We start from the raw sequence: 26093 nt of genomic DNA, 5'->3' as shown, positions 1-26093 counted from the left end.
GATCGCAGTGTCCACCCCCATCCTTGATATGCCATTGCCCAGACAGGGCGAGAAGAAGCCGGCCATTCCGGCTGAAAGACCAGGAAGTCGGCGAGCCAAACGCGCCGACGCGCTGACCGCAGCTGCCTTCCTGACACCCGGGATGCTCGCATTCACGGCGTTCGTCATCCTCCCCGCGGTGGGCGGCCTGGTTCTGACCTTTTTCGATTGGGATCTCTTCGGCACACCGCAGTGGGTAGGGCTCGACAACATCGTCCGCCTGTTCGGCGACAAGGACATGTGGCAGGCCCTCGGGGTCACCGCCCTGTTCGTTGTGATGGGAGTCATCCCGACAATCGTGATCGGCTTCGTCCTGGCAGTTCTCGTCAACACGAAACTTCCGGGAACGGGCGCGATCCGCGTCTTTTACTTTGCGCCGATGATCGCTTCGGCCGCCGTTTCAGCGCTGATCTGGGTCAACCTGTACAGCCAGCATGGCCTCATTAACCAGTTGCTTGCGGGGGTCGGAATCGATGGGCCGATCTGGCTCTCCGACCTCACCTGGGCGCGGCCGGCCCTCGTCATCATGATGATCTGGGGCGGCCTTCCGATCGTCATCATTTTGTACATGGCAGGGCTCCAGCGAGTATCGGATGACATCTACGCCGCCGCATCACTCGACGGCGCGAGCAAGTGGCGCCAGATCTGGTCAATGACCTGGCCGAACGTGTGGGGCACCACGATTCTCATCGCCGTTCTCCAGGCCGTCAGCTTCGTGAGCGGGTCGTTCGAGATCGCGCTCATCATGACCGATGGCGGCCCGCTCGGCACTACGCAGTCGATCGCCCTGTACTCCTACAAGGTCGCCTTCTCTGAACGTGACATCGGATACGCGAGTGCACTCTCGCTGTTCCAGCTCGTCCTCATGATCGCCATCGTCCTGCTCGTGCGCTTTATCGTGCGAATCCGAAAGGAGCGCAGCTGATGCGTACTTCTCCTCTGCACGCCACGCTCCGCTACCTGGCGATTGTCATCGGCGGCCTCATCATGGCCGCGCCTCTGCTTTTCATGGTCTCTGGGTCTCTCCAGTCCGCCGCCGAGGTCTCGGCATTTCCGCGGCCGCTTCTGCCTGAGACCCCGATCTGGCAGAACTTCGCCGACGCCTGGAACTTCCTCACCCCGCAGGTGATCGCCAACACCTTTATCTTCAGCCTCGGAATCGTCGGCCTTCAGCTACTGCTCTCATTGCCCGCAGCATTCGCGCTTGCGAAGATCCCGTTCAAGTGGTCTGCGGCCGTGATGGCGACGCTGATCGTACCGATGTTCATTCCAGGCAACCTGACGTTGATTCCGCTTTTCATCGTCACATTCCAGTTGGGCTGGCTGAACACCTACGCCGGACTCATCATCCCGATGGCGGCTCAGTGCGCATTCGCGATTCTGCTGTTCCGACAGTTTTTCGCGACGATGCCAGCAGGCCTCATCGAGGCAGCACGCATCGACGGGGCGAGCTGGGGGCGTGTACTCACGTCAATCGCCCTTCCCCTGGCAAAGCCCGCGCTCGCGACGTTCTGCTCGATCAGCTTCCTGACCGCGTGGAACATGTACATCTGGCCGCAGGTGATCGCGCCGAATCCCGCCAACAGGGTCATCAACGTGGCACTGGCGCCTCTCGCCGGTGGCGAGAACTCCGTGATTTCGCCTTCGGTTGGTCTTGCCGGCGCCGTGATCTCGATGCTGCCGGTGCTGATCGTGTTCATCGTGTTCCAGAAGTGGTACCTCAAGGGCATCGCCGGAACGGGTCTCGAGTGAGGGCCAAGTCAGTCTCGCTGCAGCACGTGTCACCACAATCGCAAGCCCCCGCTGCCGTCGTTCGGCTGCGCGCGGAGTACTTCGACGAGGCTCTCGGTATCGGCTCGGCCACGCCCCGGCTGTCGTGGCGGATCGAATCTGCTCCGAGCGATTGGCACTCTGACCGCTATGAGGTGCAGGCCGAACGTGCGGACGGCACCGTCGAGCGCGTCGAGGTGGAATCGGGCGAGCAGCTGTATGTGCCCTGGCCGTTCGCGCCGTTGGTGTCGCGCGAGCAGGTCGTGGTGAGCGTCCGTGTGGCGAGCAGAGGGGAATGGACTCCGTTCAGTGCAGAGCTGGCCATCGAAACCGGCCTCCTCATGGCGAGCGACTGGACGAAGCAGCTGATCAGCCCGTCGACCATCGCAGGCCTGAACGATCCGGCTCCGCTGTTGTTCGGCCGGGCCGACCTCGATGCGGCTCCGGTCTCGGCGCGGCTGCACCTCACCGCTCACGGGATCGTCGAGTTCACCATCAACGGGTCGCGAGTGGGCGACGACGTCTTCGCCCCAGGGTGGACCGCATATGAGAAGCGGCTCCGCTATCGGACATACGATGTCACCGATCTTCTTCGCGCCGGTTCCAATGACCTGTACGCGCTCGTGGGCAACGGCTGGTATCGAGGTCAGCTGGTCTGGCCGGGAAATCGATCGAGTTACGGTGACCGCCTTGCCGTGCTCGCGCAGCTCGAGGTGGTCTTTGCCGACGGAACGCGCAAGACGTTCGGGACGGATGGCACCTGGGGAGCGGTGCACAGCAGCATCCTGTTCGACGACTTCTACGACGGCCAGCGCAGGGATCTGCGGATCACCGATACGCCTGAGGGCAAGGTTGTAGACACTGTCGACGTGCTGGAGGGCGGCTTCGCCCGGTTGATCAGTCCGTCAGGTCCCCCCGTCCGGATCACCGAGACGCGGGCACCCGTCGAGCTGCTGACGACACCCTCTGGCCGAACGATCATCGACTTCGGTCAGAACCTGGTCGGATGGGTGCGCCTTCGCGTCAACGGCCGCGCCGGCGACACCGTCACGGTGCGACACGCAGAGGTCCTCGAGCACGGCGAGCTGGGCGTGCGTCCACTGCGCAGTGCGCAGGCCACCTGCACCTACACGCTCAGCGGTAGCCCGGACGAGATTCTGCGCCCGACGTTCACTTTCAACGGTTTCCGCTACGCCGAAGTCGAGGGAGTGGCGGATCTCGCCCTCGACGACATCGAGGCGCTGGTGCTCGGCTCGGATCTGGAACGTACCGGGTGGTTCGAATCCTCCGAATCCCGCATCAACCGGCTGCACGAGAACGTCGTGTGGAGCATGCGCGGCAACTTCCTCGCTGTGCCGACGGACTGCCCGCAGCGAGACGAGCGGCTCGGATGGACCGGAGACCTTCAGATCTTTGCGCCAACGGCGACGTTCCTCTACGACAGTGCGGGGTTTATCTCGGAATGGCTGGGCGACCTCGCCGCAGAGCAGAAGCCGGACGGCGGCGTCCCGTATGTCATCCCTGACGTTCTCCGCGACCCGGATCCTGCCGGAGCGGCCTGGAGTGACGCGGCGACGATTGTGCCTGAAGCGCTGCACCTCGCGTACGGCGACGTCGGCGTGCTCGATCGTCAGTACGCGTCGATGCGAGCGTGGGTGGAGAAGGTCAGAGGGATCGTTGGTGCGGACCTGCTGTGGAACACCGGACCTCAGTTCGGGGACTGGCTTGATCCGACTGCGCCGCCCGAAGACGCGGCGCGCGCCCAGGCAGATCCTGCGGTCGTTGCCACCGCGTACTTCGCGAAGTCTGTTGGAATCGTGGCACGGACAGCGGACCTGTTGGGTCGCACCAGTGACGCCGACGAATACTCGGCACTCGAACGACAGGTGCGTGCGGCGTTCATCGCGGAGTACGTCAGCGCCGACGGCTTGGTCCGCAGCGACTGTCAGACCGTCTATGCGCTGGCCATCGTCGGCGACTTGCTGGACACCGACAGCCAACGTCAGGGTGCGGGCGAACGACTGGCCGATCTCGTAATCGCGGCGGGCTATCGGGTCAGCACCGGCTTCGTCGGCACTCCGGTGATCCTTGACGCACTGACACGCGCCGGACGCCCGGATCTTGCGTATCGGATGCTGTTTGAAGAGTCGTGCCCGTCGTGGCTGTATGCCGTTTCGATGGGGGCGACGACGGTCTGGGAGCGCTGGGACTCGATGCTGCCTGACGGGTCGATCAACCCCGGGTCGATGACGTCGTTCAATCACTACGCCTACGGTGCGGTCGCCGACTGGATGCATCGCAGTATTGCAGGGCTCGCACCGACGGAACCGGGCTACCGCACCGTCGAGGTTCGACCGCGCATCCTGGGCGATCTCTCGTCCGCCTCCGCGCGGCACCTCTCGCCGTATGGTGAGATCGCGGTCGACTGGCGTCTCGATGGGGACGTGGTCCGGCTGCAGTTGACGATCCCGTACGGAGTCACCGCGAACGTGTGGCTTCCCGGTGCTGAGTACGCGACGACGGCCACGCACGGTAGCCACGAGTTCGAATCGCGCCTCGAGCTGCGGTGATCGAGCTGCGGTGATGAGCGCCGCAATGATCGAGAAACAGTAATCGGGCCGCGGCAGCCGCCGCGGCCCGATTACTGTTCGATCAGAGTGCTTTTGCCTTGAGCTTCACAGACTCACCGGACTTGTACTTCTGGGTGAACTGCACCCCGTCGCCGGTAACGGTGACCGTCTCTCGGGTGGCGACGATGTCGAGCTTCTTCCCTCGCCAGCGCAGGTGGCGCACTCCCGCATCGGACAGGCTCGACGGCAGGTTCGGGGTGATGACGAGGGCGTCCGGTGCTGCTTCGACGCCGACGAAGGCGTAGAGGAAGCTCGCTGGCACCAGGCCGCTCTCGGGGAACGGGATATCGGTGCCCACAGACTTGCCGGCAGCTGCGCCGTCGACCGTCGTCTCGCCGCGGAACAGGGGGGAGCCGCCGGAGATGTGGTCGGGTTCGCTCCAGCGATCGAGGATTGTCGTCATCCTCAGCCATGCGTCATCCGCTGAGCGGTACTTCGCCCTGGCCATCACGTCGAACCCGGATGTGTAGAGGATCGCGCCGCCATCTTGCACTTCGTCGCCCCACGGGATCGCGAGGTGCGTCAGGAAGAACCAGTAGCTGTTGCGGCGGGTGGTGGATCGCGGTGCGAACACCCACTTCGAATAGATGTCGGCTGGCCCTTCGACGTGGTCGGCCAGCACCACGATGAACCGTGTCTTCGCATTAGGATCCGGTTGCCCGTCCGCGAAGCAAGCGACTCCTGCAACTGGCGTCTGGGAAGACCACCAGGCGAGAGCGCCAGTGACATCGGAGACTTCGAGGTAGTAGACCCCAGGTGCCTGCTCGTCGAAGTCGATGTGCGCCACTTTGCCGTCGAACCAGTCGGTGTAGTGCTGCTCCTTGATCTTGACCGGAGAGCTCCCGGGCAGTCCGCTGTACAGGGTCATCGTGAACGCGGCGCCGCGTGCGCCGTAAGTGGGGAAGCGGGCACCGACACTGGTGAAGCCGGCATCCGCGGTGAAGCTTTGGCCGAGCGAGTGGCCGGGCGCGATCGAGGGAGCAAGGCCCCCGCTCTCGATCAGGATGATCGGCTCCTGAAGCTCGGTGTGACCGTTGTCGAGCCAGTCGAAGATTCGCTCGGCCTGCTCCGGTGTGGGGAGCCCGAACGAGGCGGCTTCGAGGTTGACGTAGGTCGATCCGTAGTCGTGCACAATGCCGTTGACGTCGATGGTCTGGACGTACCGTCCTGCTTTTTCGTTCCAGAACGTTGCGTTGTACTGCTCCTTGGCCAGCTTCCGCAGCTTCTTCAACTGCTTGGCGCGTTCTTTCTGGCCGGCATGCTCTTCGAGTTGCATGAGCGCTTCCAGCGACCCGTAGAAGTATGCGTTGGCGTACGCGTCCTTGTACCCGAAGGAGGTCACATCCCAGTAGTTGGACGGTAGCGAACCGTCTGTGCCGTCATGGTCGGGGGAGGTGATCGTCAGGAGACCGCTGCTTCCGCCGAGCGAGTTGAGGTAGAAGTCCATCGCCCGTCGCACACGCGGCATGGTCGTCGCGAGGAACTGCTCGTCTCCGGTCCAGGAGTAGTAGCGCCAGACGCCGAGGATGTACAGCGCGTTCGAGGAGAAGTGCCTCGTATCGAACAGATTCGGATCGGGGAACGGCCAGCCCTGCCGGTCCGGCCACGCCCAGACGTAGCCGTCGTCGTCGAGCGGCACGTTCAGCAACGTGTCTTTCTGAGCCCCGGAGCCTGCCGTGCCCGTCCAATCCAGGATGCGCCCTTCCCAATCAGCCCACGACATGGCGTGATTCGTGAATCGAAAGCTCAGCGCGCGTTCCCAGTAGAAGGTCGAGAGCTGTGTGGCCCGCGTCGCATCCGACGCCGTGAAGAGGGGGAAGATGTCGGGGAGCACTTCGGTGTGCGTCTCGGCGACGAAGCCGATGGTTCGAGACAACTGGGTCGCCGCTTCGGCGCTGCCGGAATTGAGGGTGAGCGCCATCGTCTCCGCGCTCATCGTTCCATCGAGCACCGGCGTATCGCCGGTAATCCGCAGGTCGTATGGTCCGCCACCCGTAGCGGTCACGCTGGCAGTTCCGCCCACCGGGGTAATCCATGCCCCACGGCGCTTCAGCTGCTCGGCTGGCATGTAGTCGCCGGTGTCGCTCCAGAACCGGTTGAACCGGATGCCATCGCCATACGCGACGGAGTAGCCGTCCTTGATCCACGGTGCGTTGAGCATCAGTCCGGGGTCGGCTCTGCCTTCGGCCAGCCACTGGATGTCGTACGTGGAGGTGAGGCTTCCTCCGTCGAGCTCGAGATCCCACGTCGCAGTGCCGTCGACGTTGAATCCCGCGACGTCGAGAGACATCGTCCGCTCCGTCGAGCGCTGGCGGTTGTTGTAGGCGAAACCCTTGACGTCGACGGTGGTGCCGCCGAGATGGCTCCACCAGCCGGGCGTTCCCGTGGGACTGGACATCTCGAGATAGTAGTTGCCGGCCGGCTGGCTGGGCACGTTCAAGTACGCCCATCCGTTGTCCTGCAGAGGGTTGAACACTTCTTGAGCGATCTGTGTGAGCGTCGTTTCGGGGGTGCCGGCGTACAGCGTCATCGTCACGCCGGAGCTCTGGCTGCCCCACGTGGGGAGCTGGCCGCCAACCTTCGAGAACCGATACATCGACGTCGTAAAGGACTGCCCGAGCGTCTGGCCGGTGCTCATCGGAACGGGGGAGCCGACCTGCGACTGGGTGAGGTTCGCGACGGACGGCAGTTGGATGCCGGACAGGCTCAGTTTCGTGGCGCTGAGCGTGTGGGTGACACCCGAGTTGAACCCCGCGTCGAAGTAGTCTTCCGCGCCGATGAACACGGATTCGAAGGAGGAAGGCTCGTAGTTGCCTGCACCACTCGGGTCGAGCGCGAATCGAGTGAGCTTGCCGAACGAGCCGGACAGGCTGAGGAAGCCGTTCTCCAATTTATACGTTTCATTCGCTGTCGCAACGGCCTGGGCGGCCGATACGCGAGAGGGAAGGATGAGGCCGCCGGCGGCCAGTAGTAGACCGCCTCCTGCGCCCTGCAAGAGGGTGCGGCGGCTCAGTCGGAAGCGCATGATGCTATTGCTCATTGGATTCTCCGGTTGCTCGGTCGGCGGTGGTGGCGGAGTGCCATATCGTGCTGTCAGCGAGCTTCGGGGGAAGCCAGCCTTCTACCTTGAAAGCTTTCAGAGAACGAGAGTATTCATCGGAGATCGACCCTGTCAAGAGTGGTCGGTTTTACCGTCCGCCGGTACGCAGCCAATCGATGAGTTGCAGGATGCTGCGCTGCGCCTCAGGTGTGTGCGGTCGATCGAGGTGTCCGTGCACGCTGCCCGGCTCGCAGTACTCATGCACTGGAACGCCCGCCAGTATGGCCTTTCTTGCGAACTCTTCGCTAGAGAGTCGGTGTTCGTCTCGGTCGGAGTTCAGGATCAGCGTCGGCGGAAGACCTGCCAGATCGGCATATCCTGCGAAGGCGTACGGATGCTGGAGCAGTTGCTCGTCGCCGACGTAGTTTAGGGCGATCTGACTGACCATGCTCTGCGGGAACTGTGCCTCGTTCGGGACTGTCGCGATGGCCTCGAGTGCCTCCGGGGTGCCCTCGGGGAGCGTGCTGTGCAGCAGGGGATAGACCAAGACCACTGATGCGGGCAGCTGTCCGCGGTCTCGGAGTCGGACTCCGACGCCAGCGGCGAGATTGCCGCCGGCGCTCGCCCCGCCGACGTGCAGCCTCTGGGGATCGAGCCCGAGTTCGGCGATTGCCCAGTCCCAGGCGGCGAGCAGATCCAGCGAGGGAACGGGGAAGCGCACGCCGAAGAGTGCCTTGGTGTACTCGACGGCGACGACGGTGAAGCCCGCCGACGCCACGGAGAGGCTCACCCAATGGCTCTCCGGCATGTCCAGGTTGCCGCCGATGAAGCTGCCGCCGTGCGCCCAGACGAGTCCGCCCGCTGGCGGACCCTTGGGTGTGTAGACACGCACGTCGATGTCGCCAATGCTGCCGGGGATACGCACATTCGCGATGGCTACATCTGCGAATTCTGGGTACGCCGCGATCAACGATCGTGTGTCGATATCCGTTCTCGGGTCAGGATCAGAGGTGCCGTTCTCAAGAACACGGATGGTGTCGGCCAGCGTGGCGGGCGAGGAGGCGCTCATGCGGATTCGGAGAGCTGCTCCGCCAGATTGAAAACCTCAGTGAGGGGAGTCGCGGCTTGATCGGGCCGGCCGGAGAGGTCGACAAAGAACCGCGCCATCTCCGCTTCCCAGCGAGCGGCGATCGCCGACTCGGCGAGGTAGGACTGAGCGGCCGCATCGTCGTCGGTCTCGTAGTAGCCGATCAGCGTTCCGCCTTCACCCAGGAAGAGCGAGTAGTTGCGGCGGCCTGAGGCCGCGATCTCCGCGAGCATCTCCGGCCAGACGGGGGAGTGCCTGGCGAGGTACTCGTCCAGCAGTTCGGGTCGGACCTGGAGTTGAAAGCAGATGCGGGTGGGGGCGGTCATCGTTGAGGGCTCCTCGATCAAGGTATGAATCGTTTCAAGCGTAGAGTGATGAGACAGCGAGCGCAATACCTGCGAATGCAGCAGCGAGCATGCGGCCGACGAGGTCTGCGAGACGGCGATGCCGTACACTCGCGGACATCACCCAAGGAGGAGAACCAGGTGGCAGTGAGCGTGCGCGAGGTAGCGGCCGCGGCCGGAGTGTCGGTGGGCACGATCTCCAACGTGCTGAATCGACCAGAAAAGGTCGCCGAAACGACGGTTCAGCGTGTCCAAGCGGCGATCGAGGAGTTGGGCTTCGTGCGCAACGACGCGGCCCGTCAGCTGCGAGCCGGTCGGAGCCGGAGTATCGGCCTCGTCGTGCCCGACGCCGGTAACCCATTCTTTGGGGACGTCGCTCGCGGAGCTGAGGCCAGAGCTGAAGAGAATCGGCTGTCAGTGCTGCTCGGCAACAGTGATGAGGATTCTTCGCGCGAGGACCGCTACCTCGATCTGTTCCGCGAGCAGCGCGTGAACGGCGTGCTGATCAGCCCGGCATCCGATGACGTCGACAAGCTCGAGCGGGTGCAGAATGCCGGCATCCCCGTCGTCCTCGTCGACCATGAGCTGCCAGGAAGTGCCTTCTGCTCGGTGTCAGTGGATGATGTCGAGGGCGGATATCTCGCGGTGCGGCACCTGATCGATATCGGTCGACGGCGGATCGCATTCATCGGGGGACCGGCATCGATCGCGCAGGTCGCGAACCGCTTGCTCGGCGCACAGCGTGCCGTAGAGGAGACGCCGGGAGCGAGCATCGAGGTGATCGAGATGCCTGCGCTCACGGTGCTCAACGGCCGCGCTGCTGGCGAGACGATCGTGGGGCGCACAGTCAGGCCGGAAGCGATCTTCGCAGCGAACGACCTGTTGGCGGTCGGCCTGTTGCAGGCCTTATCTATGTTCAGCACGGTGCGAGTGCCCGAGGATATCGCGCTGATCGGGTATGACGACATTGACTTCGCTGCTGCGACCGTCGTACCGCTGAGTTCGATCCGTCAGCCGGCGCAGCTGATCGGGCACACCGCGGTCGACCTGCTGCTGCGCTTCATCGATGACCCGGACGGCGCCTATGAGCGCAACGTTCGGTTCCAGCCCGAGCTGGTGATTCGTCAGTCGACCTCCGGCTGAGAGACCTTCCGAACAGGATGGGGGCGCCAGCCGATTGGCCGCCGCCCCCATCAATCGTGCTACTCGACGATCCCGAGTTCCCGGACGTCGACGATCTCGCCCTCTGGCTGCCAGCTGGTGCCGTCAAACCGGCTCAGCTGGAATTGAAAGACGATGCGCCCGTCAGGACCGGAATCGAAGGTGATGCCGGGGAGCGTCAGCGGGTTCTCCAGGTCGGACAGCGAGTCCCAAGCGGCGACGAATCCTTCGCTGTCGAGCGACTCGGCCTGCCCCAGGGCACCGACGATCGCCGCTGCGAGGCCATATCCGCTGAACGCTAGCGAGTCACCAATGTCGTCCTCGTGGCCCTGCGCGGTCATCGCCTCGGCGTACGCGAGATAGCGCTCGTCCTCGGCGAAGAGCGGATCGGACGGGTCCATGTACCACTTGAAGGCGTACGCGCCCTCGACCGCCGGGGGCGTCGCCTGGTTGATGGCGGCAGTGAAGTCCGACGTCGTGGATCCGAGCATCAGCGTCGGCTTCCATCCGATCTGGTGAATGTATCCGAGCAGCGCGCCGACGGTCGGTGCGCCGATGTTGACGACGAGCGTGTCCACGCCTGCGGCCTGGAACTGGCTAACCTGAGCGCTGAGGTCGGACGTCCCGGGTGCGACCAGCGCCTGCTCAGCAGGAACCACGCCGCCGGCGGCGAGGCCCGCGAGCTGGCTCTCGCTCAGATCGTTGTTGAATCCGACGTATCCGACGACGGCATCCGGGTTCTGCTCGGTGATCCACTGTGCCTGGAGCTCGCCCTCCCACGCGACATCAGGCCAGAAGGCACGCTGGAGGGGATAGTTCTCGATGTCGCTGAGGGGAGAGTTGCCCGCCAGGGACACGCCAGCCACATCGTTCTGCTTGAGGTAGTCGCGTCCGGCGATGGAGATGCCGCCGAAGTTGACCACCAGGACGGCGCCGTCCTTCTCGACGAACTTGCGCTGGTTCTCGACCAGGCGTGCCGGATCGTACGCGTCGTCAGCGGTGACGAGCTCGATGGGGTGCCCGTCGATCCCGCCATCCTCGTTGGTCTCTGCGATGTACGTCTCGATGCCGGCCAGCCCCGGCGCGACGGAACCGGCCGGACCGCTCAGTGGCCAGCTGACGCCGATGACGATCGGTGCCTTGTCTTCGCCTTCCGGCGACTGCCCTGTTTCACCGCCTCGTGGAGTGCAGGCGGAAAGGGCGAGGGTTATGGTGCCGAGCAGCGCGACAGTCGTCAGCGCGCCGCGGCGGATGGACTTCGTCATCGAATCTCCTGTGGGTCGGGTTGGGCGGGAACGGAGGGACGCGGTTGGACGGCGTGAGCCGGCCAGACCGAGCGGTACAGACGCGAGAGCAGGCCGGCGATGCCGCCGGGGGCGACGATGATGCACACGCCGAGCACGATCGCGAAGATCAGCTGCGCGAGATACGCCGAGGTGTCACCAGGCACCGCTTCGCTGAACCATGTCGGGAGGTAGACGATGACAGCGGCGCCGATGATCGCGCCCCACCAGGATCGGCTGCCGCCCACGACGGATGCGACGAGCAGTGTGATCGAGAAGACGAGCGGATACGACTCCGGCACGACGAGTCCGAGCACGAAGGCGTAGAGGGCGCCGCCAAGGCCGGCGAGAGCCGAGCTGATGACGAACACGACCAGCTTGAGTCGGTCGGCGTTGACGCCCATCGAAGCGGCCAGGATCGGCGAAGCCCGTACTGCGGCGAGCGCGCGGCCCGTTCGTCCGGAGACGATGCCTCGGAGCATCCCCACGCACGCCAGAAGCACGAGGAGTATGACCAGATACGCCCACTGGGCGTCCGTGAGGGCATCCGTGGGGGAGATCAGCCCCGCGCCACTGAGGGTGATGCCTGCCTGACCGCCAGTGAAGTCGGAGAAGCGGTAGAGCAGGATCGGGAAAAGTGCAGCGATCACGATCGTCAGGAGACCGAGATTGAATCCGCCTAAACGGACGCCGGGGAACCCGAGGATTACGCCGAGCACTATGCACAGGACGACCGCGCCGAGAACGGCCAAGCCGATCGGCCACTCCATGAAGCGCATCAGCATCATTGCCGCGTAGCCGCCGACGCCGAAGATTGCGCCGTGTCCCAGGCTGATCTGGCCGGAGGAGCCCATCAGGAGGTTCAGGCTCACGACGCCGAGGGCGACCGCGAGCACGCGGCTCATCGAAAACAGGTCGTAGTCGGAGACGAGGAAGGGCATCAGGATGCCGACGATGATCGCCACGACCGCGATACCGCGCGGCAGCCAGGTCCGCAGTGAAGCCATCATGCGCGCACCGTGCTCTCACGGCCGAACAGGCCGGCGGGCTTGAACAGCACGACCACGATCACGACCCCGAACGCCAGGAGGACGTTGAGATCCCCGCCCAGCCCGGGGACGTAACGTCCGCCCAGAGCGGCAAGCACCCCGATGATCAGTCCGCCGAGGACGACGCCGACACGACTGGTGATCCCGCCGAGGTTCGTCGCAGCCAGTGCCATCAGCAGCGGCACCGTCATCATGCCGGGTGACAACCCAAGCGTGGGAGCAGCCACGACGCCGGCGATCGTGCCGACGCCACTGGCTACCGCCCATCCCGTTGCGAGCCAGAGGCCGCCCGAGAGCCCGAGTAGCGCAGCCGACGATTGGTTCTGCGCCACCGCGCGCAGGCGCAGCCCGAAATCTGTGCGGGTGAGCAGGAGCGCCATGGCGATCATCGCACCGCCGACGAGGACGACCCCTGCCACCTGCTGGCTCGTTAGTCGCACTCCGCCGAAGTGGAAGACCCAGGTTCCGAAGAGCGGGGGGAATCTGTGTGGATCCGTGCCCCAGATCATGCTGATCACGGCGCTGACGCCCAGCAGCAGGGTGACGCCGAGCGTGGTGAGCGCCGTCTGGTTGCGTCGGTCCACCCATCGCACGACGAAGAAGTAGATCGCGGCGCCGACCACCGCGGAGACGACGATCGCGATCGGGATGGCGAGCCACAGCGGGAGCCCGAGGAGCAGAACCGTATAGGAGATGTATGCCGCGAGCACAGCCATCTCGCCCTGGGCGAGATTGAGCATCCCGGTTCCCTGGAAGATGACGCTCAGGGCCAGTGCGAGAGCTGCGTAGACCAGCCCGGTCATCAGACCGTCGAGTGAGATCTGGATGAACTCGATCATGCGGAGCCCTCCTTCGGGCCTACGGGGGATGTCTGGTCGGCGGGCGACGATGCGCCGCCGAGATAGTGGGCCTGCAAGGCATCGGTCGACTGGTATTCGGCTGCAGGTCCGTCGTGGACGACGCGGCCGCGGCTGAGCAGCACCACTCGATCGGCGACCGCCAGCGAAAGCCGTGCGTTCTGTTCCGCGAGGAGCACCGTGAGGTCCCATTCCGTGCGCAGCGCCGTGAACTGGGAGAACAGCTCCTTGGTAGTCAGAGGCGCAAGTCCGAGGGACGGCTCGTCGACGAGCAGCAGCCGAGGCCGTGCCAGGAGAGCCCGGGCGATCGCGAGCATCTGCGCCTGCCCGCCTGAGAGCGCTCCGGCCGGGCGCTTCCGGAACTCCTCCAGGATCGGGAACGAGCGGAAGATGCGCGCGAGGTCGGCCGCGCTGTCGGTGCGCCGTGCCGACGGCCGCGCGACGCTGCCGAGACGGAGGTTCTCCTCGACGGTGAAGTCTGAGAAGGTGCCGCGGCCCTCAGGAACATGTCCGACGCCGAGCCGGGCGATCTGGGGAGTGCGCAACCGTGCGATGTCGGTGCCGGCGAAGGTGCGGGTGCCGTTGACGGCGATGGTGCGGCTGATCGCGCGGAGGAGCGAGGTCTTGCCGGCGCCGTTCGGTCCGAGCACCGCCACGATGCTGCCCTCGTCGATATCGAGATCGATGCCGTGCAGCACTTCGACCTTCCCGTATGCGGCGGTGACGCCGCGCAGACTTAGGAGACTCACGTCGCATCGACCTCCACGTCGGTTCCGAGGTACGCCGCGACGACCGCGGGGTTCTTCTGGATCTCCGCGGCAGCGCCGACGGCGAGGAGCCGGCCGGCGTCGAGTACGGCGATCGTGGTCGCATAGCGCATGACGAGGGCAACATCGTGCTCCACGAGCACGCACGTCATCCCCGTCTCAGCGCCGTGCGCGACGACGAGATCCATGAGAGCGTTCGCCTCCTGCTCGCTCAGCCCAGCCGCCGGCTCATCGAGCATGAGCAACCGGGGCTCAGCGATGAGCGCGCGAGCGATCTCGACGCGGCGCCGGTCGCCATGAGCGAGGGCCCCGGCCGGAGTCCACGCGTGAGTGCGAAGTCCGACGCGCTCGATGATGGCCATCGCCTTCTCGCGGACGGCGCGTTCCTCGCGGCGCACGCGGGCCGGGGACCAGAGGGGTGCGAAGATGCCGGCGTGCGTGCGGGTGTAGGAGCCGAGCATCACGTTCGTGAGCACGTCCTGGTCGTCCAGCAGCACCGGGGTCTGGAATGTCCGGGCGATACCGGCGCCCGGACGACGGAACGCGCGCTTGCCGTCGAGCGCATTGCCCTCAAGGAGGATCGAGCCTTCGTGCCGGTAGATGCCGCTGACGCAGTTGAAGAGCGTGGTCTTCCCGGCGCCGTTGGGACCGATGACGGCGCTGACGCCACCCTGCGGGACGTCGAAGGTCACCGAGTCGAGCGCGCGCACTCCGCGGAAGCCGATCCCGACGTCGATGAGTCGGAGTGCTGGTACTGACGATTTCGTCATCAAAAGAACTCCCTTGTTCTCTTGCAATGACAGTCGACCGCGCCGCGGCGGGAAAGAGGCTTCTTGTTATGCGCTCATCGATGATGGTGATAGCGGGGCGGTGCCGCTATCAGGCGTCGCCGGGATCAGGCGTCGAGCTGATCGACGAGCTCTAGTCCCCGCCGCGCCCACGCGATCTCGCCATTCGCCCGGTAGACGAGTCCTTCGTATGCGAACCGCTTGAAGGCGACCGTGCGATCCTGTTCCTTCTCGGGCGTGACGGCGAGCCGGCGGATGAGCATGGGATTGTCGCGAGCGTCGATGCGGCGTAGCTCGCCCTCCCACTGCTCCAGCTCGGACTGCCACTCCGCGATGTGCCGGTGGAAGAACACTCGGGCAGCGTCGGGCGTGGTGTTCTCCAAATAGGCGGCGCGCAGGTGGGCGGGATCGCGAACCCGCTGATAGTCCAGTGGCGACCGCATCCATTCGGTGTACGCCTGCTCGCCGGCATCCGTCACGTGGTAAACGCGACGTGTGCCCCGCTGGCCCCGCGTCTGCTCCTCGCCCTGGATGAGACCTTCGGTCGCCATCTTGCGGAGTTCGGGATAGATCTGCGAGTCCGGCGCATGCCACACGTGACCGACAGAGAGCGAGAACTGCTTCTGGAGGTCGTAGCCGGAAAGCGGTCCCACGCGCAGCAGCGCGAGCAGGGCGTAGCGCAGGCTCACGGTGCCTCCTTCGTGTCGCAGATACCGAGAATCGGACGAGGGGCCTGCCCATCACAGACTCATCGAATCTGATCGGGCGGACCCCTCGAGCTTACGCGGCGGCCCAGACTTTCCGACCTAGGCGGGCTGGTAGTTCGTGCGCCAGCCGCCGTGGTAAGTGGCGCGGGCGACCGTCGAGTACGGCACCGGGCTGACCACGGCCCGCACCTCCGTCTGCTCGTGCGTCTCGACGCTCGCCTTCGTCGTTCCGCCGCCTGGCTCGCCCCAGACGACCTTCAGTTCGGTGCCTTCGGGCACGTTCGGGTCGACCGTCGCCAGCGACAGTCCACGGCGCTCGTTTGCGCTGTATCCCGTGAACATCGAGTACCCGACGACGGTTCCGTCTTCGTCCACGACCGAGTCGTAGTTGGCGGAGCCGTAGTTCGCCAGCGGCAGGTCGAAGAACTTGTAGTTCGGACCGTCCACGTTGAGCAGCGATGTCCACACCTTCCCGAGATCGTCCGCGTTCCAGGCCAGCGTTACCTTCTTACGCTGCGAGGCCAGATCAATCTTCTCGAGGGCATCGCGACCGATGAAGTCGTGGTCGAACTTCACGAAGTTCCCGTACCCCAGCTCCCACGGTGTCAGGTAGTAGTCCTCGATGTCGGACGACACGAAGGAGCCTGCCAGCGTGCCGGTCGCCTCATATCCGTCCGCCGGCAGCCATTCGCGGTAGCCGCGCTCCTCGGCCCCCGTGTAGATCGCGGGCAGCGGCGAGGGGATCCAGCCGGACTCCAGCGTGTTGGACGGATACGCACGCGAGCCGACCGGTACCAGCCCGAACTCCGCGCCGGCGGTGACGATCGCGTCCCAGATGCGGTCGTGGTCCTGGTACGGACCCCAGATCTCTAGGCCGGGCGCCCCAGCCATGCCATGGCGGAGAGTGCGGACGGTGGTCCCATCGATCGTCATGGTCGACATGTTGAAGAACTTCAGCCGCTCCAGCGGGCCGCCGTTGAGCTTCTCGATGACCTGCCAGGCATTCGGCCCCTGGATCTGGAAGCGGTAGTACCGGCGGGTGACTGCGTGGCCATATGGCCGCGAGGGCGAACGGCGATCGATCTCGATGTCGAGGTTCGAGTAGCCGCCGGTCTCCCCGTGGTAGAGCAGCCAGTTCGCCGCGGGAGCCCGGCCGACGTAGACATACTCGTCCTCGGCTTCACGGAACAGGATGCCGTCGCCGATCACGTGACCGGATGCGGTGGTCGGGACGTACTGCTTGGCCTTGTCGACCGGGAAGACGGCGGTCGAATTGATCGCGGTGTCCGAGATCAGGCGGATGGCATCCGACCCCTTGAGGAAGAGGTTGTCCATATGGTGCGACTGGTCGTAGAGCACGGCGGTGTCGCGCCACGCCTTCTGCTCCTTGATCCAATTCTGGAAGTCGGCGGGGACGACCGGATAGATGTACGAGCCGATCTGCGAATTGCGCAGCAGTTCGACGGGGTTACTGGCGGCGTCGATCACTTCCTGCAGATTCTTGGGTGCCACGATGAACCTCTGATTTCTCTTTGGGTTGAGGATGCCTCAGCACGAGGCGCCCGTGCGGTCAGAAGACGATTGTCTGATTGCCCCGCCGGATGACGCGGTCCTGAGCGTGCCACTGCACGGCGCGGGACAGCACGGCGCGTTCCACATATGCGCCTCGTGCCTGGAGGTCGGCGGCCGAGTGTGCGTGATCGACGCGTGCGACGTCCTGCTCGATGATCGGGCCCTCGTCGAGGTCCTTCGTCACATAGTGCGAGGTCGCACCGATCAATTTCACGCCGCGCTCCTTGGCCTTGCGGTATGGCGCGGCGCCGATGAAGGCGGGGAGGAACGAATGGTGGATGTTGATCACCGGCACGCCCACCTTGTCCAGAAAATCGGACGAGAGGATCTGCATATAGCGTGCGAGAACCACGAAGTCGACGTTGTCTGTGAGCAGCTTCACGAGCTCCGCTTCGGCCGCGGACTTGTCCGGCCCCTGGGAGGGGACGTGGAAGAACGGGATGCCGAACGAGCGGACGTCGTCCGCGGCGTTGGTGTGATTGGAGATCACCATCGGGATCGTCACCGGCAGTTCGCCACGGCGATGCCGCCAGAGCAGCTCAAGCATGCAGTGGTCGGAGGTGGAAACGAGGATCGCCATCCGCTTCGGCACAGACTGGTCAGTGAGGGTCCATTCCAGGCCGAGCGGGGTGACGGTCTTCGTCAGGTCCGCCTCGATCTCGATGATCGCCGCAGCCAGATCGGACCGGTGGAAGACGACCCGCTGGAAAAAGGCTCCGCCGTCGGCATCGTCGGAGTACTGATCCAGTGCAACGATGTTGCCCCGGTTGCGGGTTATCAAGGCGGTCACCGCTGCCACGATCCCGGGACGATCCGGCCCGTGCACGATCAGGCAAGCGTGGTTGCGCAGTGCTTCGGTGTGCAGTGTCATCGCTGTCATCCTCGAGAGCTGGCCGCGATAAGTTTCAGCTTCGTGCGGCGACGAAGTCGCGCGCCCATTCCGCTGTCGCGAGCAGTCCGCCGAACGTGTAGAAGTGCAGCTTGACGTCTTCCTCGGTTCGGGTCGCCGTCTCGACGGCGACGTCGGCGCCCCGCCGTGCGGGCGAGTCGGCGAGAAGCGCCGACAGGTCGGCGACGAAGGTGTCAGGGCCGGCCGTACCCATCAGGTTGGTGAGGGAGAAGCCGTATTTCTTCACGATCATCGCGTTGGCGCCGATCCCGAACCGGCGTGCAAACCCGAGCAGTCGCTTGATCCCGGCGGGGCCGGGTGTGCCGATGCGGATGGTGCTTTCGATGGTCCGTTCTCGGACTGCGTCGATCCAGGCCATCACCGGATCGGTGTCGAACGCGAACTGGGTGAGAATCGTCGAACCCAGACCCTGCTGGGCGAGGGAGAGTACCTTCTCGTCCAGCGCGTGCCAGAGTACGTCGTCAGCGATGTCCGGATGACCCTCCGGGTAACCGGCGATGGACACCTCCTTGACTCCGTAGTCCAGGAGCACCCCGGAGCGGATGACGTCGTAGGAGTTCTCGTAAGGACCCTCGGGCGTGGCCGGGTCGCCTCCGACGACGAAGACGTGCTCGGTCGCTCCGACATCCTGCAGGCGGGTGAGGAACTCTTTGAGCTGGGCCTGGGACGCCAGGCGGCGGGCCGAGATATGAGGGACGGGGGTGAAACCGAGGTCGCGAACCGCCTTCGCGGCGGACACCCGCATCTCCAGGTCCTCGTTGCCCAGGAACGTGACGTTGATCTTTGTGCCCGCGGGGATGGCGTCCTTGGCCTCGAGGAGACCGGGTACATCCTTACCCGTCATCTCGAGGGAGTAGCCGTTCACCAGATCGAGGGCCGCCTGTGGATCGGCGATGACATGCGTGGTCTTCGACACTGATCGAGGTCCTTTCCGCTGCGCGTGGAAGCGCGCCTCTGCGCTTCCCGACCAGCGTACCTATGCGTATAGGGAATGTCTATAGGGAAAGGGCGCGCGTAGGAGACCCCTGCCTCAGCGGGCGCCGCTGTCAGTGCGCCTGCGCCGCCAGAGTTGCCGCGTCGATATGAGCGATGGAGCGGGTGTCCTGGAATGCCCGGATGCCTTCGAGGCCCTGTTCGCGTCCGAAACCGGACTGCTTCATGCCACCGAAAGGCGCGCGCAGGTCCAGCCGGGTCGCGCCGTGGTCGTTGACCCAGACGTAACCGCAGACGAGCTTGCCCCCGACCCGGTTCGCGGTGTCCACGTCCGCGGTCCACACCGACCCGCACAGGCCGCTCCAAGTGTCATTCGCCGCGGCGATCGCCTCGTCCTCCGAGTCGAAGGGGATGACCGGGATGACGGGCCCGAACTGCTCCTGGGTAACCACCCGCAGTGCCGGGTCGGGATCGACCACGATCGCGGGGCGAACGAAGTTCCCGCCGGCGAGATCCCCGCCGGGCAGCTGGCCGAACTCGCGCACGTCGGCCCCGGCATTCTTCGCCTCTTCGATGATCTCCTCGACGAACGCCTTCTGCACGGGCGAGTGCAGCGGACCCATCGTGGTGCCTTCGTCGAGCCCGTAGCCGATGACCGCCTTCTCGAGGCGCACGGACAGCCCCGTGACGAGTTCTTCGAGGCGCGAGCGGTGCACGTACAGCCTTTTGGCATTCATGCAGATTTGTCCGGTCGTGTCGAACACGGCCGCGTAGATGCGGTCGAGGTGCGTGTCGTCGAGGATCGCGTCCTCGAGGAAAAGTGCGGCGTCGTTCCCGCCCAGCTCGAGGGTCACGCGGGTGAGAGACTTCGACGCCATCTCCATGATGCGCTTGCCACCGTTCACCGACCCGGTGAAACAGACCTTCGCGATGTCGTCGCTGCTGATCAGCGCGGCCATCTCGGCGTCCTTGCCAGTGACCACGTTGAGCACGCCTGCCGGCAGCTTCTCGGCAAGGCGCTGGACGACACGGGTCGTAGCCAGCGGCGCGGTGGGCGGCGGCTTGACGATCGCGGTGTTGCCAGCCAGCAGTGCGTGCGGAAGCGCGGCACCGAGGATCGCGATCGGCCAGTTGAACGGCACGATCACGGTGACAACGCCCAGCGACTGGTACGAGACGGTCGTTTCGACCGGGATGCCGGGCGCGACCGGGAGCGTCTTTCCGGTGTCGACCTCGCCTGCCAGCATCAGCGCGAGGTTCCAGCGGATCTCGAACACCAGTGCGTCGATCCACGCCTCGAAGCGGATCTTGCCGTTCTCCTGCGACAGGATCGCGGCATCCTCGTCACGATCGTCGGCGATGCCCGCTATGGCATCGGCCATGACCGCGGCCCGCTCGGTCGCGCTCAGCGCGGACCACGCCGGGAAGGCGGCCTTCGCTGCTGCGATCGCATCGTCGACATCCTGCGGAGTCGCCGCGGCGGCACGGCCGACGATCGCTTCGAGCTTGCCGGGGTCGGCAATCTCGAGGGTGGCGTCGGTATGACGCTCCGCGCCTCCGATGTACAGGCCCGTCCGGACCTCGGACCTCGTGGTCATTGCGTCACTCATTCGTCACACCTCTCTGTGCGATGTTGCCTGGGTTCGGTGAAGCGAGAAGTCGAGCCGAGCGGCAACGGGCGCCGCACTCCGTATGGTCAGTAAACAAGTGTGCTGACATTTTTGTCAACGGGTCCCGCAAGTCGAATCGTCAGTGCTCGTCCTTGACGACCGGCGTGCCGTGCGTGTGGAAGGTCTCGATCGTCTTCATACCCCACGCTTGGCCCTTCTTGCGCTCTTCGGAGGTCCACTCAACGACGGGGGAGTCGGGGTCGAGCAGAAGCCGGGCGCCGGCGTTGGCGAACTCGATGCGGTTGCCGCCGGGCTCCCACACGTAGAGGAAGAAAGTCTGGTTGATGGCGTGCTTGTGTGGACCGGACTCCATGTGGATGCCGTTCTCGAGGAAGATATCGGCGGCCTTGAGAATGTCTTCGCGGGTGTCTGGGGCGAACGCGATGTGATGGAGCCGGTTGCCGTGCCCCAGCCAGTCGTCCGAGTAGACGACGTCGTACGACTTGTTGTTGAAGTGGAACCACCAGGCTGCGTACCCGCCGTCATCCAGGGCGATCCGTTCGCTCTCCCGGCCGCCGAGGGCCTGTGCGATGAACTCGCCGTTGGCGACGACATCCTTCGCGAGATAGTTGACGTGATCGAGCCGCCGCGCGTTGACGCCCCTGCCGGGAAAGGCCGATGCCTGGTTCTTCAGCGCCGGCTTGTCGTCGGTCGCGACGTAGCGTTCGATTTCGTAGTAGACGCCCATCGAATGGCCGTCGGGATCGCGGAACAGGTAAGTCGGCCCTATGCCTTCATCGCCGTCGACCCACCCCTCGCCGAGTCCGAACCGGTCGATCGCGGCGACGCGGCGATCGAGCGCCTCCTGACTGGATGCGCGGAACGTGGTGAGTCCGACACCGGCGTCGGAGGAGGCGGTGAGCTTGATCGTGTAGCGCTGATACTCGTCCCAGGTGCGCAGGTAGACGGAGTCGCCCTGCTCGGCGACCACGCGCATCGCCAGCAGGTCCTCGAAGAACCACCGGCTCTTGTCGAACTCTGCAGTGAGCAGTTCGACGTTTCCGATGTGTGCGATGTCGAACGAGGTGTACTCGGTCATTGTGGTCCTCTCGGATGGGGTGGTCAGGGCACAGAGAACCACACCCCTAGCGAATTGGTCAACGTTCTGCATACAATCTTGGCGACCACAGTTCACTTTGAGCATAGGTAAATTGGGTCGTGCATCGCGTTTCAGGACCCACACGACGAAGAAGTTGAAGGGAATGACATGGCAGGCAGCCTGCAGAACGTCCTCGATCAGGCGGGGAACACCGTCGAGCACTTGCGCAATTCGCAGCTCGGGACGTACATCTATCCGGTTGTGCCGGCGGAGTTTACGAACTGGCGCCGTGAGCAGATCTCGTGGCGCGAGACCGCCGTGCTCTTCGACCAGTCGCACCACATGGTCAACTTTTTCGTGTCCGGTCCGGATGCGCTGAAGCTGCTGTCCGACACCGGAATCAACAGCTTCGCGAACTTCCCGGTGAACACCGCCAAGCAGTTCGTCCCGACCGCCTCGAACGGGGGAGTGATCGGCGACGGCATTCTTTTCCATGAGAGCGAGCACGAGTTCGTGTATGTGGGCCGTGCCCCCGCAGCGAACTGGCTGCAGTTCCACGCCGAGACCGGAGGTTACGACGTCGAATTCCGCTACGACGACCGTTCCCCGTCACGCCCGTACGGTGCAGCGGTGAATCGTCAGTACTACCGATTCCAGATCCAGGGGCCCAACGCCTGGCCGATCATCGAGAAGCTCAACGGGGGCACCCTCGAGAAGGTCCGCTTCTTCCACATGGGCGAAATGACCATCGCTGGTGAGCGCGTGCGGACGCTCCGCCACGGCATGGCCGGTGCTCCGGGGCTGGAGCTTTGGGGGCCGTACGAGCAGCACGGCAAGATCCGCGACGCAATCCTCGAGGCCGGACGCGAGTTCGGCATCGAGCCGTGCGGATCCCGCGCATACTCCTCCAACACTCTCGAGTCCGGATGGATCCCCTCTCCGCTTCCCGCGATCTACTCGAGCGAGGAGGAGCGCGCCTATCGCGAATGGCTCCCGGCCGACAGCTACGAGGCCATCAACGCGCTCGCAGGGTCCTTCGTCTCCGAGAGCATCGAGGACTACTACCTGAACCCGTGGGAGCTCGGCTACGGCTCGTTCGTGAAGTTCGATCACGACTTCATCGGTCGCGACGCGCTCGAGAAGATCGACCCGGATCGGCAGCGCAGAAAGGTCACGCTCGCCTGGAACGATGAGGACCTCGCCAAGCTGCTGACGACGCCGATCGACCGCGACGGCACCGGATACCAGGTCTTCGACCTGCCGAACGCGAACTACGGCTCGTCGAACTACGACGAGGTCATCGACGCGAACGGCGACACGATCGGCCTATCGCTATTCACCGGCGTCACCGCGAACGAGAAGCGCGGCCTGTCGCTGGCCACGGTCGACCCCGACGTGCCCATCGGGGCCGAGGTTCGGGTCGTCTGGGGTGAGCCGAACGGCGGATCCAGGAAGACGACGGTGCAGCCGCACGAGCAGCTCGCCGTCCGCGCCGTTGTCAGCCCGGCGCCTTACGCCGTGACGGCACGCACCGAGTACCACGGCGGATGGCGCACAGCGGACGCCGCCGTCTGAGCCCGGAGAGCTATCGCAAGGACTGAGTGTCGCCACGAGGGCAGGGGTGGAGGCTGGGGCGCCCCCGCCCTCGTGGCGCGACCGCTCAGGCGTCCGGCCACACCTCGGCAGCGATCGCCACGGTCTCCTCGACCTTCGCCCACTGCTCATCCTCGGTGAGGACGTTGCCTTCCTCGGTGGATGCGAAGCCGCATTGTGGGCTCAGCGTGAGCTGCTCGAGTGGCACGATCGCGGACGCCTCATCGATGCGACGCTTCAGGTCGCCTCGATCTTCGAGCGTGCCGGACTTGGTCGTGACCAGGCCGAGCGCGACCACCTTCTCGCCCTTCGGGAGGAACCGTAGAGGCTCGAGCCCGCCGGCACGCTCGTTGTCGTATTCGAGGAAGTAGCCGTCGAACGCGGTCTCGCCCAGCAGTTGCTCCGCGACTGGCTCGTAGCCGCCGGAAGAGATCCACGTGGACCGGAAGTTGCCGCGGCAGACGTGGGTGGTGATGACCATGTCGGCAGGCTTGTCGCGCAGCGACGCGTTGATCAGGGCCGCGTAGCGCTCAGCGAGGTGATCGGTTCGGACGCCGCGCTGAGCCGCCTTTGCGAGCTCGATGTCCGAGCAGAGGTATGCCCAGGCGGTGTCGTCGAACTGCAGGTAGCGACAGCCAGCGTCGTAGAAGGCCTGAACCGCGGCGCGATAGGTCGCTGCCAGGTCGTCGATGATGTCGTCGTGCCCGCTATAGGCGGATCCCTCGAGAGCGTCGCGCTCGAGGCGGAAGTCGAGCACTGTGGGTGCGGGGATGGTGAACTTCGGCACGGCGCCGACGGCCTCGGCGATCGGTTTCAGGGCGCGGAAGTGCTCGAGCATCGGGTGGTCTGCAGGGAAGCCGATTGTGCCGTCGATCTGCAGCCCGCGTGGGCGGGTCTGTACACCCTGGAACTGGATGCCGTGATCGAGTTCCACGACGTTGACGCCGTCCAGCATCTCGAAGAAATCGAAGTGCCACCATGAGCGGCGAAACTCGCCGTCGGTCGCGACCTTCAGGCCGGCAGCGGCTTCGCGGGCAACCAGCGCGCGGATCGCGGAGTCCTCGACGGCGCGGAGTCCTTCAGCGTCGAGTTCGCCCGCCCCATGCAGTGCGCGAGCGTGCTTCAGTGATTCGGGACGTAGGAAACTACCGACGATATCGGCGCGGAAAGGCGGGTTGACAGACATGCGGCCACCCTAATTCAAGTGCCGGGGGCGGCGCGAGGCGTGTCGAACTGTGACGGCGCTCGCGCCGGTCGCGAACCGGTGCGCGGGACTCGTTGACAATCTCGTCATCGGTCCCTATCGTTTGCCTATGGCGGTAGGTGAATTCCGCCGTTCTCCTGTGCAGAGTCGCAATCAGGGAAGGTGATCCATGGCCGCGAGGCTGAGACTGACCGACGTGTCCCTGCGTTTCGGCGGCATCAAGGTGCTCGAGGAGGTCGGATTCGACGTCGAACCGGGCGCGATCTTCGGACTCGTCGGTCCCAACGGCGCGGGCAAGACCTCGCTGTTCAACTGCATCAGCGGGCACTACCGGCCGACGTCTGGCTCGATCCGCATCGACGAGACAGAGGTCCTCGGCATGCGGCCCTCTGCGCTCGCTCGTCACGGTCTCGCCCGCACATTCCAGCATCCGGCTCTCCAACTGCACGCGACCGTCCTTGAGAACGTGCTGCTCGGCGCGCACACCCGGCTCCGCGGTGGTCCAGCGGAATGGTCGTTGCGACTGCCTTGGACGACCAGATCCGAACGCGACCTGCGAGCGGAGGCACGCGAGCTGCTCGAGCGCAATGGGCTCGGGTGGGCGGCGGACCTGCACGCCGACGAGCTGTCGCACGGGCTACTCAAGGGCATCGAACTCTGCCGCGCGCTTCTTTCGAAACCACGCCTTCTGCTGCTCGACGAGCCGGCCGCTGGCCTGCCGCATGCCGAGGTTGAGAAATTCATCGACTCGATCAAGCGTCTCCGCGACGAGGAGGACATCACGGTCGTCATCGTCGAGCACCATATGGGCCTGATCGCCGCGCTCACCGACCGGGTTGTCGTGCTCGATCACGGGCGCAAGCTCATGGAGGGCACGGCCGCCGAGGCGCAGTCCGACCCGCGCGTCGTTGAGGCATACATCGGGAAGGACGCCGCCGATGACGCTGCTTGAGCTCACCGATGTGACCGCCTCCTACGGACCCGTCCAGGTGCTCCACGGCGTCTCGCTGACCGTCCCCGACGGAGGTGCGGTGGGGATTCTGGGGGCCAATGGGGCAGGCAAGACCACCACACTCCGAGCGATCAGTGGAACTGTGCGCGCCGGCGGCAGCATCGTGTTCGATGGCAAAGACATCCGCGGAATGCGGCCGGACCGAGTGGCTGCGCTCGGCATCGCCCATGTGCCGGAGGGGCGCGGCACACTGTCGGATCTGACTGTGAAGGAGAACCTCCGGGTCGGCGCCTACCTGCGCAAGGACCGGAAGGGGATCGAGTCCGACATCGAGTACTGCCTCGACCTCTTCCCCAACCTCCGCGAACGCATCCGCTCCCACGGTTCGGCGCTGTCCGGTGGGGAGCAACAGATGCTCGCGGTCGCCCGCGCGGTCATGGCGAAGCCCCGGCTGATGCTTCTCGACGAGGCTTCGCTCGGACTCGCCCCGAGCACCGCGAAGGACGTGTACCGCGCGATCGGGCGGCTGCGCCGCGAGTCCGGGATCGCGATGCTCGTCGTGGAGCAGAACGCCAACCTCGCCTTCACGCTCGTCGACACTGTCACGGTGCTGGAGGTGGGCCGCAGCGTGCTCACCGGCACCTCGGCGGAGCTCAAGGGCATGGACGAGATCCGACGCGCCTACCTGGGGGGCTGAC

At 65.1% G+C, this 26093-nt stretch carries 22 protein-coding genes; 7 read left to right on the top strand and 15 right to left on the bottom strand.

From position 1 onward, the window contains the following. Positions 1–7: 7 nt before the first annotated feature. The 3 genes from AC1C2O_RS09740 to AC1C2O_RS09730 are packed head-to-tail and all read left to right on the top strand — an operon-like array spanning position 8 to position 4379. The gene (locus AC1C2O_RS09740; protein WP_495430235.1) at positions 8–964 is read left to right on the top strand and encodes a carbohydrate ABC transporter permease; all 957 of its coding nucleotides are present in this window, start codon (positions 8–10) and stop codon (positions 962–964) included. Then, positions 964–1791 (top strand): carbohydrate ABC transporter permease, encoded by an 828-nt coding sequence (locus AC1C2O_RS09735; RefSeq protein ID WP_495430234.1) that lies wholly within the window; start codon positions 964–966, stop codon positions 1789–1791. Before AC1C2O_RS09740 ends, AC1C2O_RS09735 begins: the two co-directional genes overlap by 1 nt. Further along, positions 1788–4379 (top strand): family 78 glycoside hydrolase catalytic domain, encoded by a 2592-nt coding sequence (locus AC1C2O_RS09730; RefSeq protein ID WP_495430233.1) that lies wholly within the window; start codon positions 1788–1790, stop codon positions 4377–4379. Before AC1C2O_RS09735 ends, AC1C2O_RS09730 begins: the two co-directional genes overlap by 4 nt. Positions 4380–4461: 82 nt before the next feature. Here AC1C2O_RS09730 and AC1C2O_RS09725 read toward each other — a convergent pair whose 3' ends face one another. The 3 genes from AC1C2O_RS09725 to AC1C2O_RS09715 all read right to left on the bottom strand — a co-directional run bounded on the left by AC1C2O_RS09725 (position 4462) and on the right by AC1C2O_RS09715 (position 8892). Beyond that, the gene (locus AC1C2O_RS09725) at positions 4462–7479 is read right to left on the bottom strand and encodes an MGH1-like glycoside hydrolase domain-containing protein (protein WP_495430232.1); all 3018 of its coding nucleotides are present in this window, start codon (positions 7477–7479) and stop codon (positions 4462–4464) included. A 148-nt stretch (positions 7480–7627) separates the two neighbouring features. Next, the gene (locus AC1C2O_RS09720; RefSeq protein WP_495430231.1) at positions 7628–8548 is read right to left on the bottom strand and encodes an alpha/beta hydrolase; all 921 of its coding nucleotides are present in this window, start codon (positions 8546–8548) and stop codon (positions 7628–7630) included. Beyond that, positions 8545–8892 carry an L-rhamnose mutarotase gene (locus AC1C2O_RS09715; RefSeq protein WP_495430230.1) on the bottom strand — a complete coding sequence of 116 codons (348 nt, stop codon included), beginning with the start codon at positions 8890–8892 and terminating at the stop codon, positions 8545–8547. The genes AC1C2O_RS09720 and AC1C2O_RS09715 overlap by 4 nt, the downstream gene beginning before the upstream one ends. A 159-nt stretch (positions 8893–9051) precedes the next feature. Here AC1C2O_RS09715 and AC1C2O_RS09710 point away from each other — a divergent pair, with 159 nt between their 5' ends. Then, on the top strand, positions 9052–10053 hold the full coding sequence (locus AC1C2O_RS09710) for a LacI family DNA-binding transcriptional regulator (protein WP_495430229.1): 1002 nt from the start codon (positions 9052–9054) through the stop codon (positions 10051–10053). 59 nt (positions 10054–10112) lie between these two features. On the opposite strand, the gene AC1C2O_RS09705 is transcribed toward AC1C2O_RS09710, so the two are convergent. The 11 genes from AC1C2O_RS09705 to AC1C2O_RS09655 form a co-directional block, all read right to left on the bottom strand. Continuing rightward, complete coding sequence (locus AC1C2O_RS09705; protein WP_495430228.1) at positions 10113–11336, bottom strand: ABC transporter substrate-binding protein; 1224 nt, start codon at positions 11334–11336, stop codon at positions 10113–10115. Continuing rightward, the gene (locus tag AC1C2O_RS09700; RefSeq protein ID WP_495430227.1) at positions 11333–12364 is read right to left on the bottom strand and encodes a branched-chain amino acid ABC transporter permease; all 1032 of its coding nucleotides are present in this window, start codon (positions 12362–12364) and stop codon (positions 11333–11335) included. Before AC1C2O_RS09700 ends, AC1C2O_RS09705 begins: the two co-directional genes overlap by 4 nt. Further along, positions 12361–13242: a branched-chain amino acid ABC transporter permease gene (locus AC1C2O_RS09695; protein ID WP_495430226.1), complete on the bottom strand. Its 882-nt coding sequence runs from the start codon at positions 13240–13242 to the stop codon at positions 12361–12363. The genes AC1C2O_RS09700 and AC1C2O_RS09695 overlap by 4 nt, the downstream gene beginning before the upstream one ends. After that, the gene (locus AC1C2O_RS09690) at positions 13239–14009 is read right to left on the bottom strand and encodes an ABC transporter ATP-binding protein (protein WP_495430225.1); all 771 of its coding nucleotides are present in this window, start codon (positions 14007–14009) and stop codon (positions 13239–13241) included. Before AC1C2O_RS09690 ends, AC1C2O_RS09695 begins: the two co-directional genes overlap by 4 nt. Continuing rightward, a complete protein-coding gene (locus tag AC1C2O_RS09685; RefSeq protein ID WP_495430224.1) occupies positions 14006–14797 on the bottom strand; it encodes an ABC transporter ATP-binding protein in 792 nt (263 codons plus the stop codon). Before AC1C2O_RS09685 ends, AC1C2O_RS09690 begins: the two co-directional genes overlap by 4 nt. Before the next feature lie 125 nt (positions 14798–14922). Further along, positions 14923–15504 (bottom strand): PadR family transcriptional regulator, encoded by a 582-nt coding sequence (locus AC1C2O_RS09680; RefSeq protein ID WP_495430223.1) that lies wholly within the window; start codon positions 15502–15504, stop codon positions 14923–14925. Positions 15505–15621: 117 nt separating this feature from the next. After that, positions 15622–17034, bottom strand: coding sequence for a vanillate/3-O-methylgallate O-demethylase (ligM, locus tag AC1C2O_RS09675; RefSeq protein ID WP_495430222.1), 1413 nt, complete (start codon positions 17032–17034; stop codon positions 15622–15624). Between the two features lie 58 nt (positions 17035–17092). Beyond that, positions 17093–17965, bottom strand: a complete 873-nt coding sequence (gene purU / locus AC1C2O_RS09670) for a formyltetrahydrofolate deformylase (RefSeq protein ID WP_495430221.1) — start codon at positions 17963–17965, stop codon at positions 17093–17095. A 34-nt stretch (positions 17966–17999) separates the two neighbouring features. After that, the gene (locus AC1C2O_RS09665; protein ID WP_495431715.1) at positions 18000–18848 is read right to left on the bottom strand and encodes a methylenetetrahydrofolate reductase; all 849 of its coding nucleotides are present in this window, start codon (positions 18846–18848) and stop codon (positions 18000–18002) included. Positions 18849–19050: 202 nt separating this feature from the next. After that, positions 19051–20535 carry an aldehyde dehydrogenase family protein gene (locus AC1C2O_RS09660; protein ID WP_495430220.1) on the bottom strand — a complete coding sequence of 495 codons (1485 nt, stop codon included), beginning with the start codon at positions 20533–20535 and terminating at the stop codon, positions 19051–19053. Positions 20536–20686: 151 nt separating this feature from the next. After that, complete coding sequence (locus AC1C2O_RS09655) at positions 20687–21646, bottom strand: VOC family protein (protein ID WP_495430219.1); 960 nt, start codon at positions 21644–21646, stop codon at positions 20687–20689. 168 nt (positions 21647–21814) lie between these two features. Here AC1C2O_RS09655 and ligM (AC1C2O_RS09650) point away from each other — a divergent pair, with 168 nt between their 5' ends. After that, entirely contained in the window at positions 21815–23221 is a 1407-nt protein-coding gene (gene ligM, locus AC1C2O_RS09650; protein WP_495430218.1) for a vanillate/3-O-methylgallate O-demethylase, read from the top strand. An 85-nt stretch (positions 23222–23306) separates the two neighbouring features. Here the strand turns inward: ligM (AC1C2O_RS09650) and AC1C2O_RS09645 are convergent, their stop codons facing one another. Beyond that, complete coding sequence (locus AC1C2O_RS09645) at positions 23307–24425, bottom strand: 5-methyltetrahydropteroyltriglutamate--homocysteine S-methyltransferase (RefSeq protein WP_495430217.1); 1119 nt, start codon at positions 24423–24425, stop codon at positions 23307–23309. A 214-nt stretch (positions 24426–24639) separates the two neighbouring features. On the opposite strand from AC1C2O_RS09645, the gene AC1C2O_RS09640 reads away from it, so the two are divergent. Then, positions 24640–25395, top strand: a complete 756-nt coding sequence (locus AC1C2O_RS09640; RefSeq protein WP_495430216.1) for an ABC transporter ATP-binding protein — start codon at positions 24640–24642, stop codon at positions 25393–25395. Then, positions 25382–26092 (top strand): ABC transporter ATP-binding protein, encoded by a 711-nt coding sequence (locus tag AC1C2O_RS09635; RefSeq protein ID WP_495430215.1) that lies wholly within the window; start codon positions 25382–25384, stop codon positions 26090–26092. Before AC1C2O_RS09640 ends, AC1C2O_RS09635 begins: the two co-directional genes overlap by 14 nt. Position 26093: the final 1 nt, after the last annotated feature.

Source organism: Microbacterium sp. Y355, assembly GCF_059445345.1.
This window is presented reverse-complemented; position numbering and strand designations above follow the sequence as displayed.

What these genes read in the sequence shown, in the direction of transcription:
- AC1C2O_RS09735 (WP_495430234.1), top strand. Translation starts at nt 964, where the DNA reads ATGCGTACTTCTCCTCTGCACGCCACGCTCCGCTACCTGGCGATTGTC.
- AC1C2O_RS09725 (WP_495430232.1), bottom strand. Translation starts at nt 7,479, where the DNA reads ATGAGCAATAGCATCATGCGCTTCCGACTGAGCCGCCGCACCCTCTTG.
- AC1C2O_RS09720 (WP_495430231.1), bottom strand. Translation starts at nt 8,548, where the DNA reads ATGAGCGCCTCCTCGCCCGCCACGCTGGCCGACACCATCCGTGTTCTT.
- AC1C2O_RS09715 (WP_495430230.1), bottom strand. Translation starts at nt 8,892, where the DNA reads ATGACCGCCCCCACCCGCATCTGCTTTCAACTCCAGGTCCGACCCGAA.
- AC1C2O_RS09705 (WP_495430228.1), bottom strand. Translation starts at nt 11,336, where the DNA reads ATGACGAAGTCCATCCGCCGCGGCGCGCTGACGACTGTCGCGCTGCTC.
- AC1C2O_RS09700 (WP_495430227.1), bottom strand. Translation starts at nt 12,364, where the DNA reads ATGATGGCTTCACTGCGGACCTGGCTGCCGCGCGGTATCGCGGTCGTG.
- AC1C2O_RS09695 (WP_495430226.1), bottom strand. Translation starts at nt 13,242, where the DNA reads ATGATCGAGTTCATCCAGATCTCACTCGACGGTCTGATGACCGGGCTG.
- AC1C2O_RS09685 (WP_495430224.1), bottom strand. Translation starts at nt 14,797, where the DNA reads ATGACGAAATCGTCAGTACCAGCACTCCGACTCATCGACGTCGGGATC.
- purU (WP_495430221.1), bottom strand. Translation starts at nt 17,965, where the DNA reads ATGACACTGCACACCGAAGCACTGCGCAACCACGCTTGCCTGATCGTG.
- AC1C2O_RS09665 (WP_495431715.1), bottom strand. Translation starts at nt 18,848, where the DNA reads ATGACGGGTAAGGATGTACCCGGTCTCCTCGAGGCCAAGGACGCCATC.
- AC1C2O_RS09660 (WP_495430220.1), bottom strand. Translation starts at nt 20,535, where the DNA reads ATGACCACGAGGTCCGAGGTCCGGACGGGCCTGTACATCGGAGGCGCG.
- AC1C2O_RS09655 (WP_495430219.1), bottom strand. Translation starts at nt 21,646, where the DNA reads ATGACCGAGTACACCTCGTTCGACATCGCACACATCGGAAACGTCGAA.
- ligM (WP_495430218.1), top strand. Translation starts at nt 21,815, where the DNA reads ATGGCAGGCAGCCTGCAGAACGTCCTCGATCAGGCGGGGAACACCGTC.
- AC1C2O_RS09645 (WP_495430217.1), bottom strand. Translation starts at nt 24,425, where the DNA reads ATGTCTGTCAACCCGCCTTTCCGCGCCGATATCGTCGGTAGTTTCCTA.
- AC1C2O_RS09635 (WP_495430215.1), top strand. Translation starts at nt 25,382, where the DNA reads ATGACGCTGCTTGAGCTCACCGATGTGACCGCCTCCTACGGACCCGTC.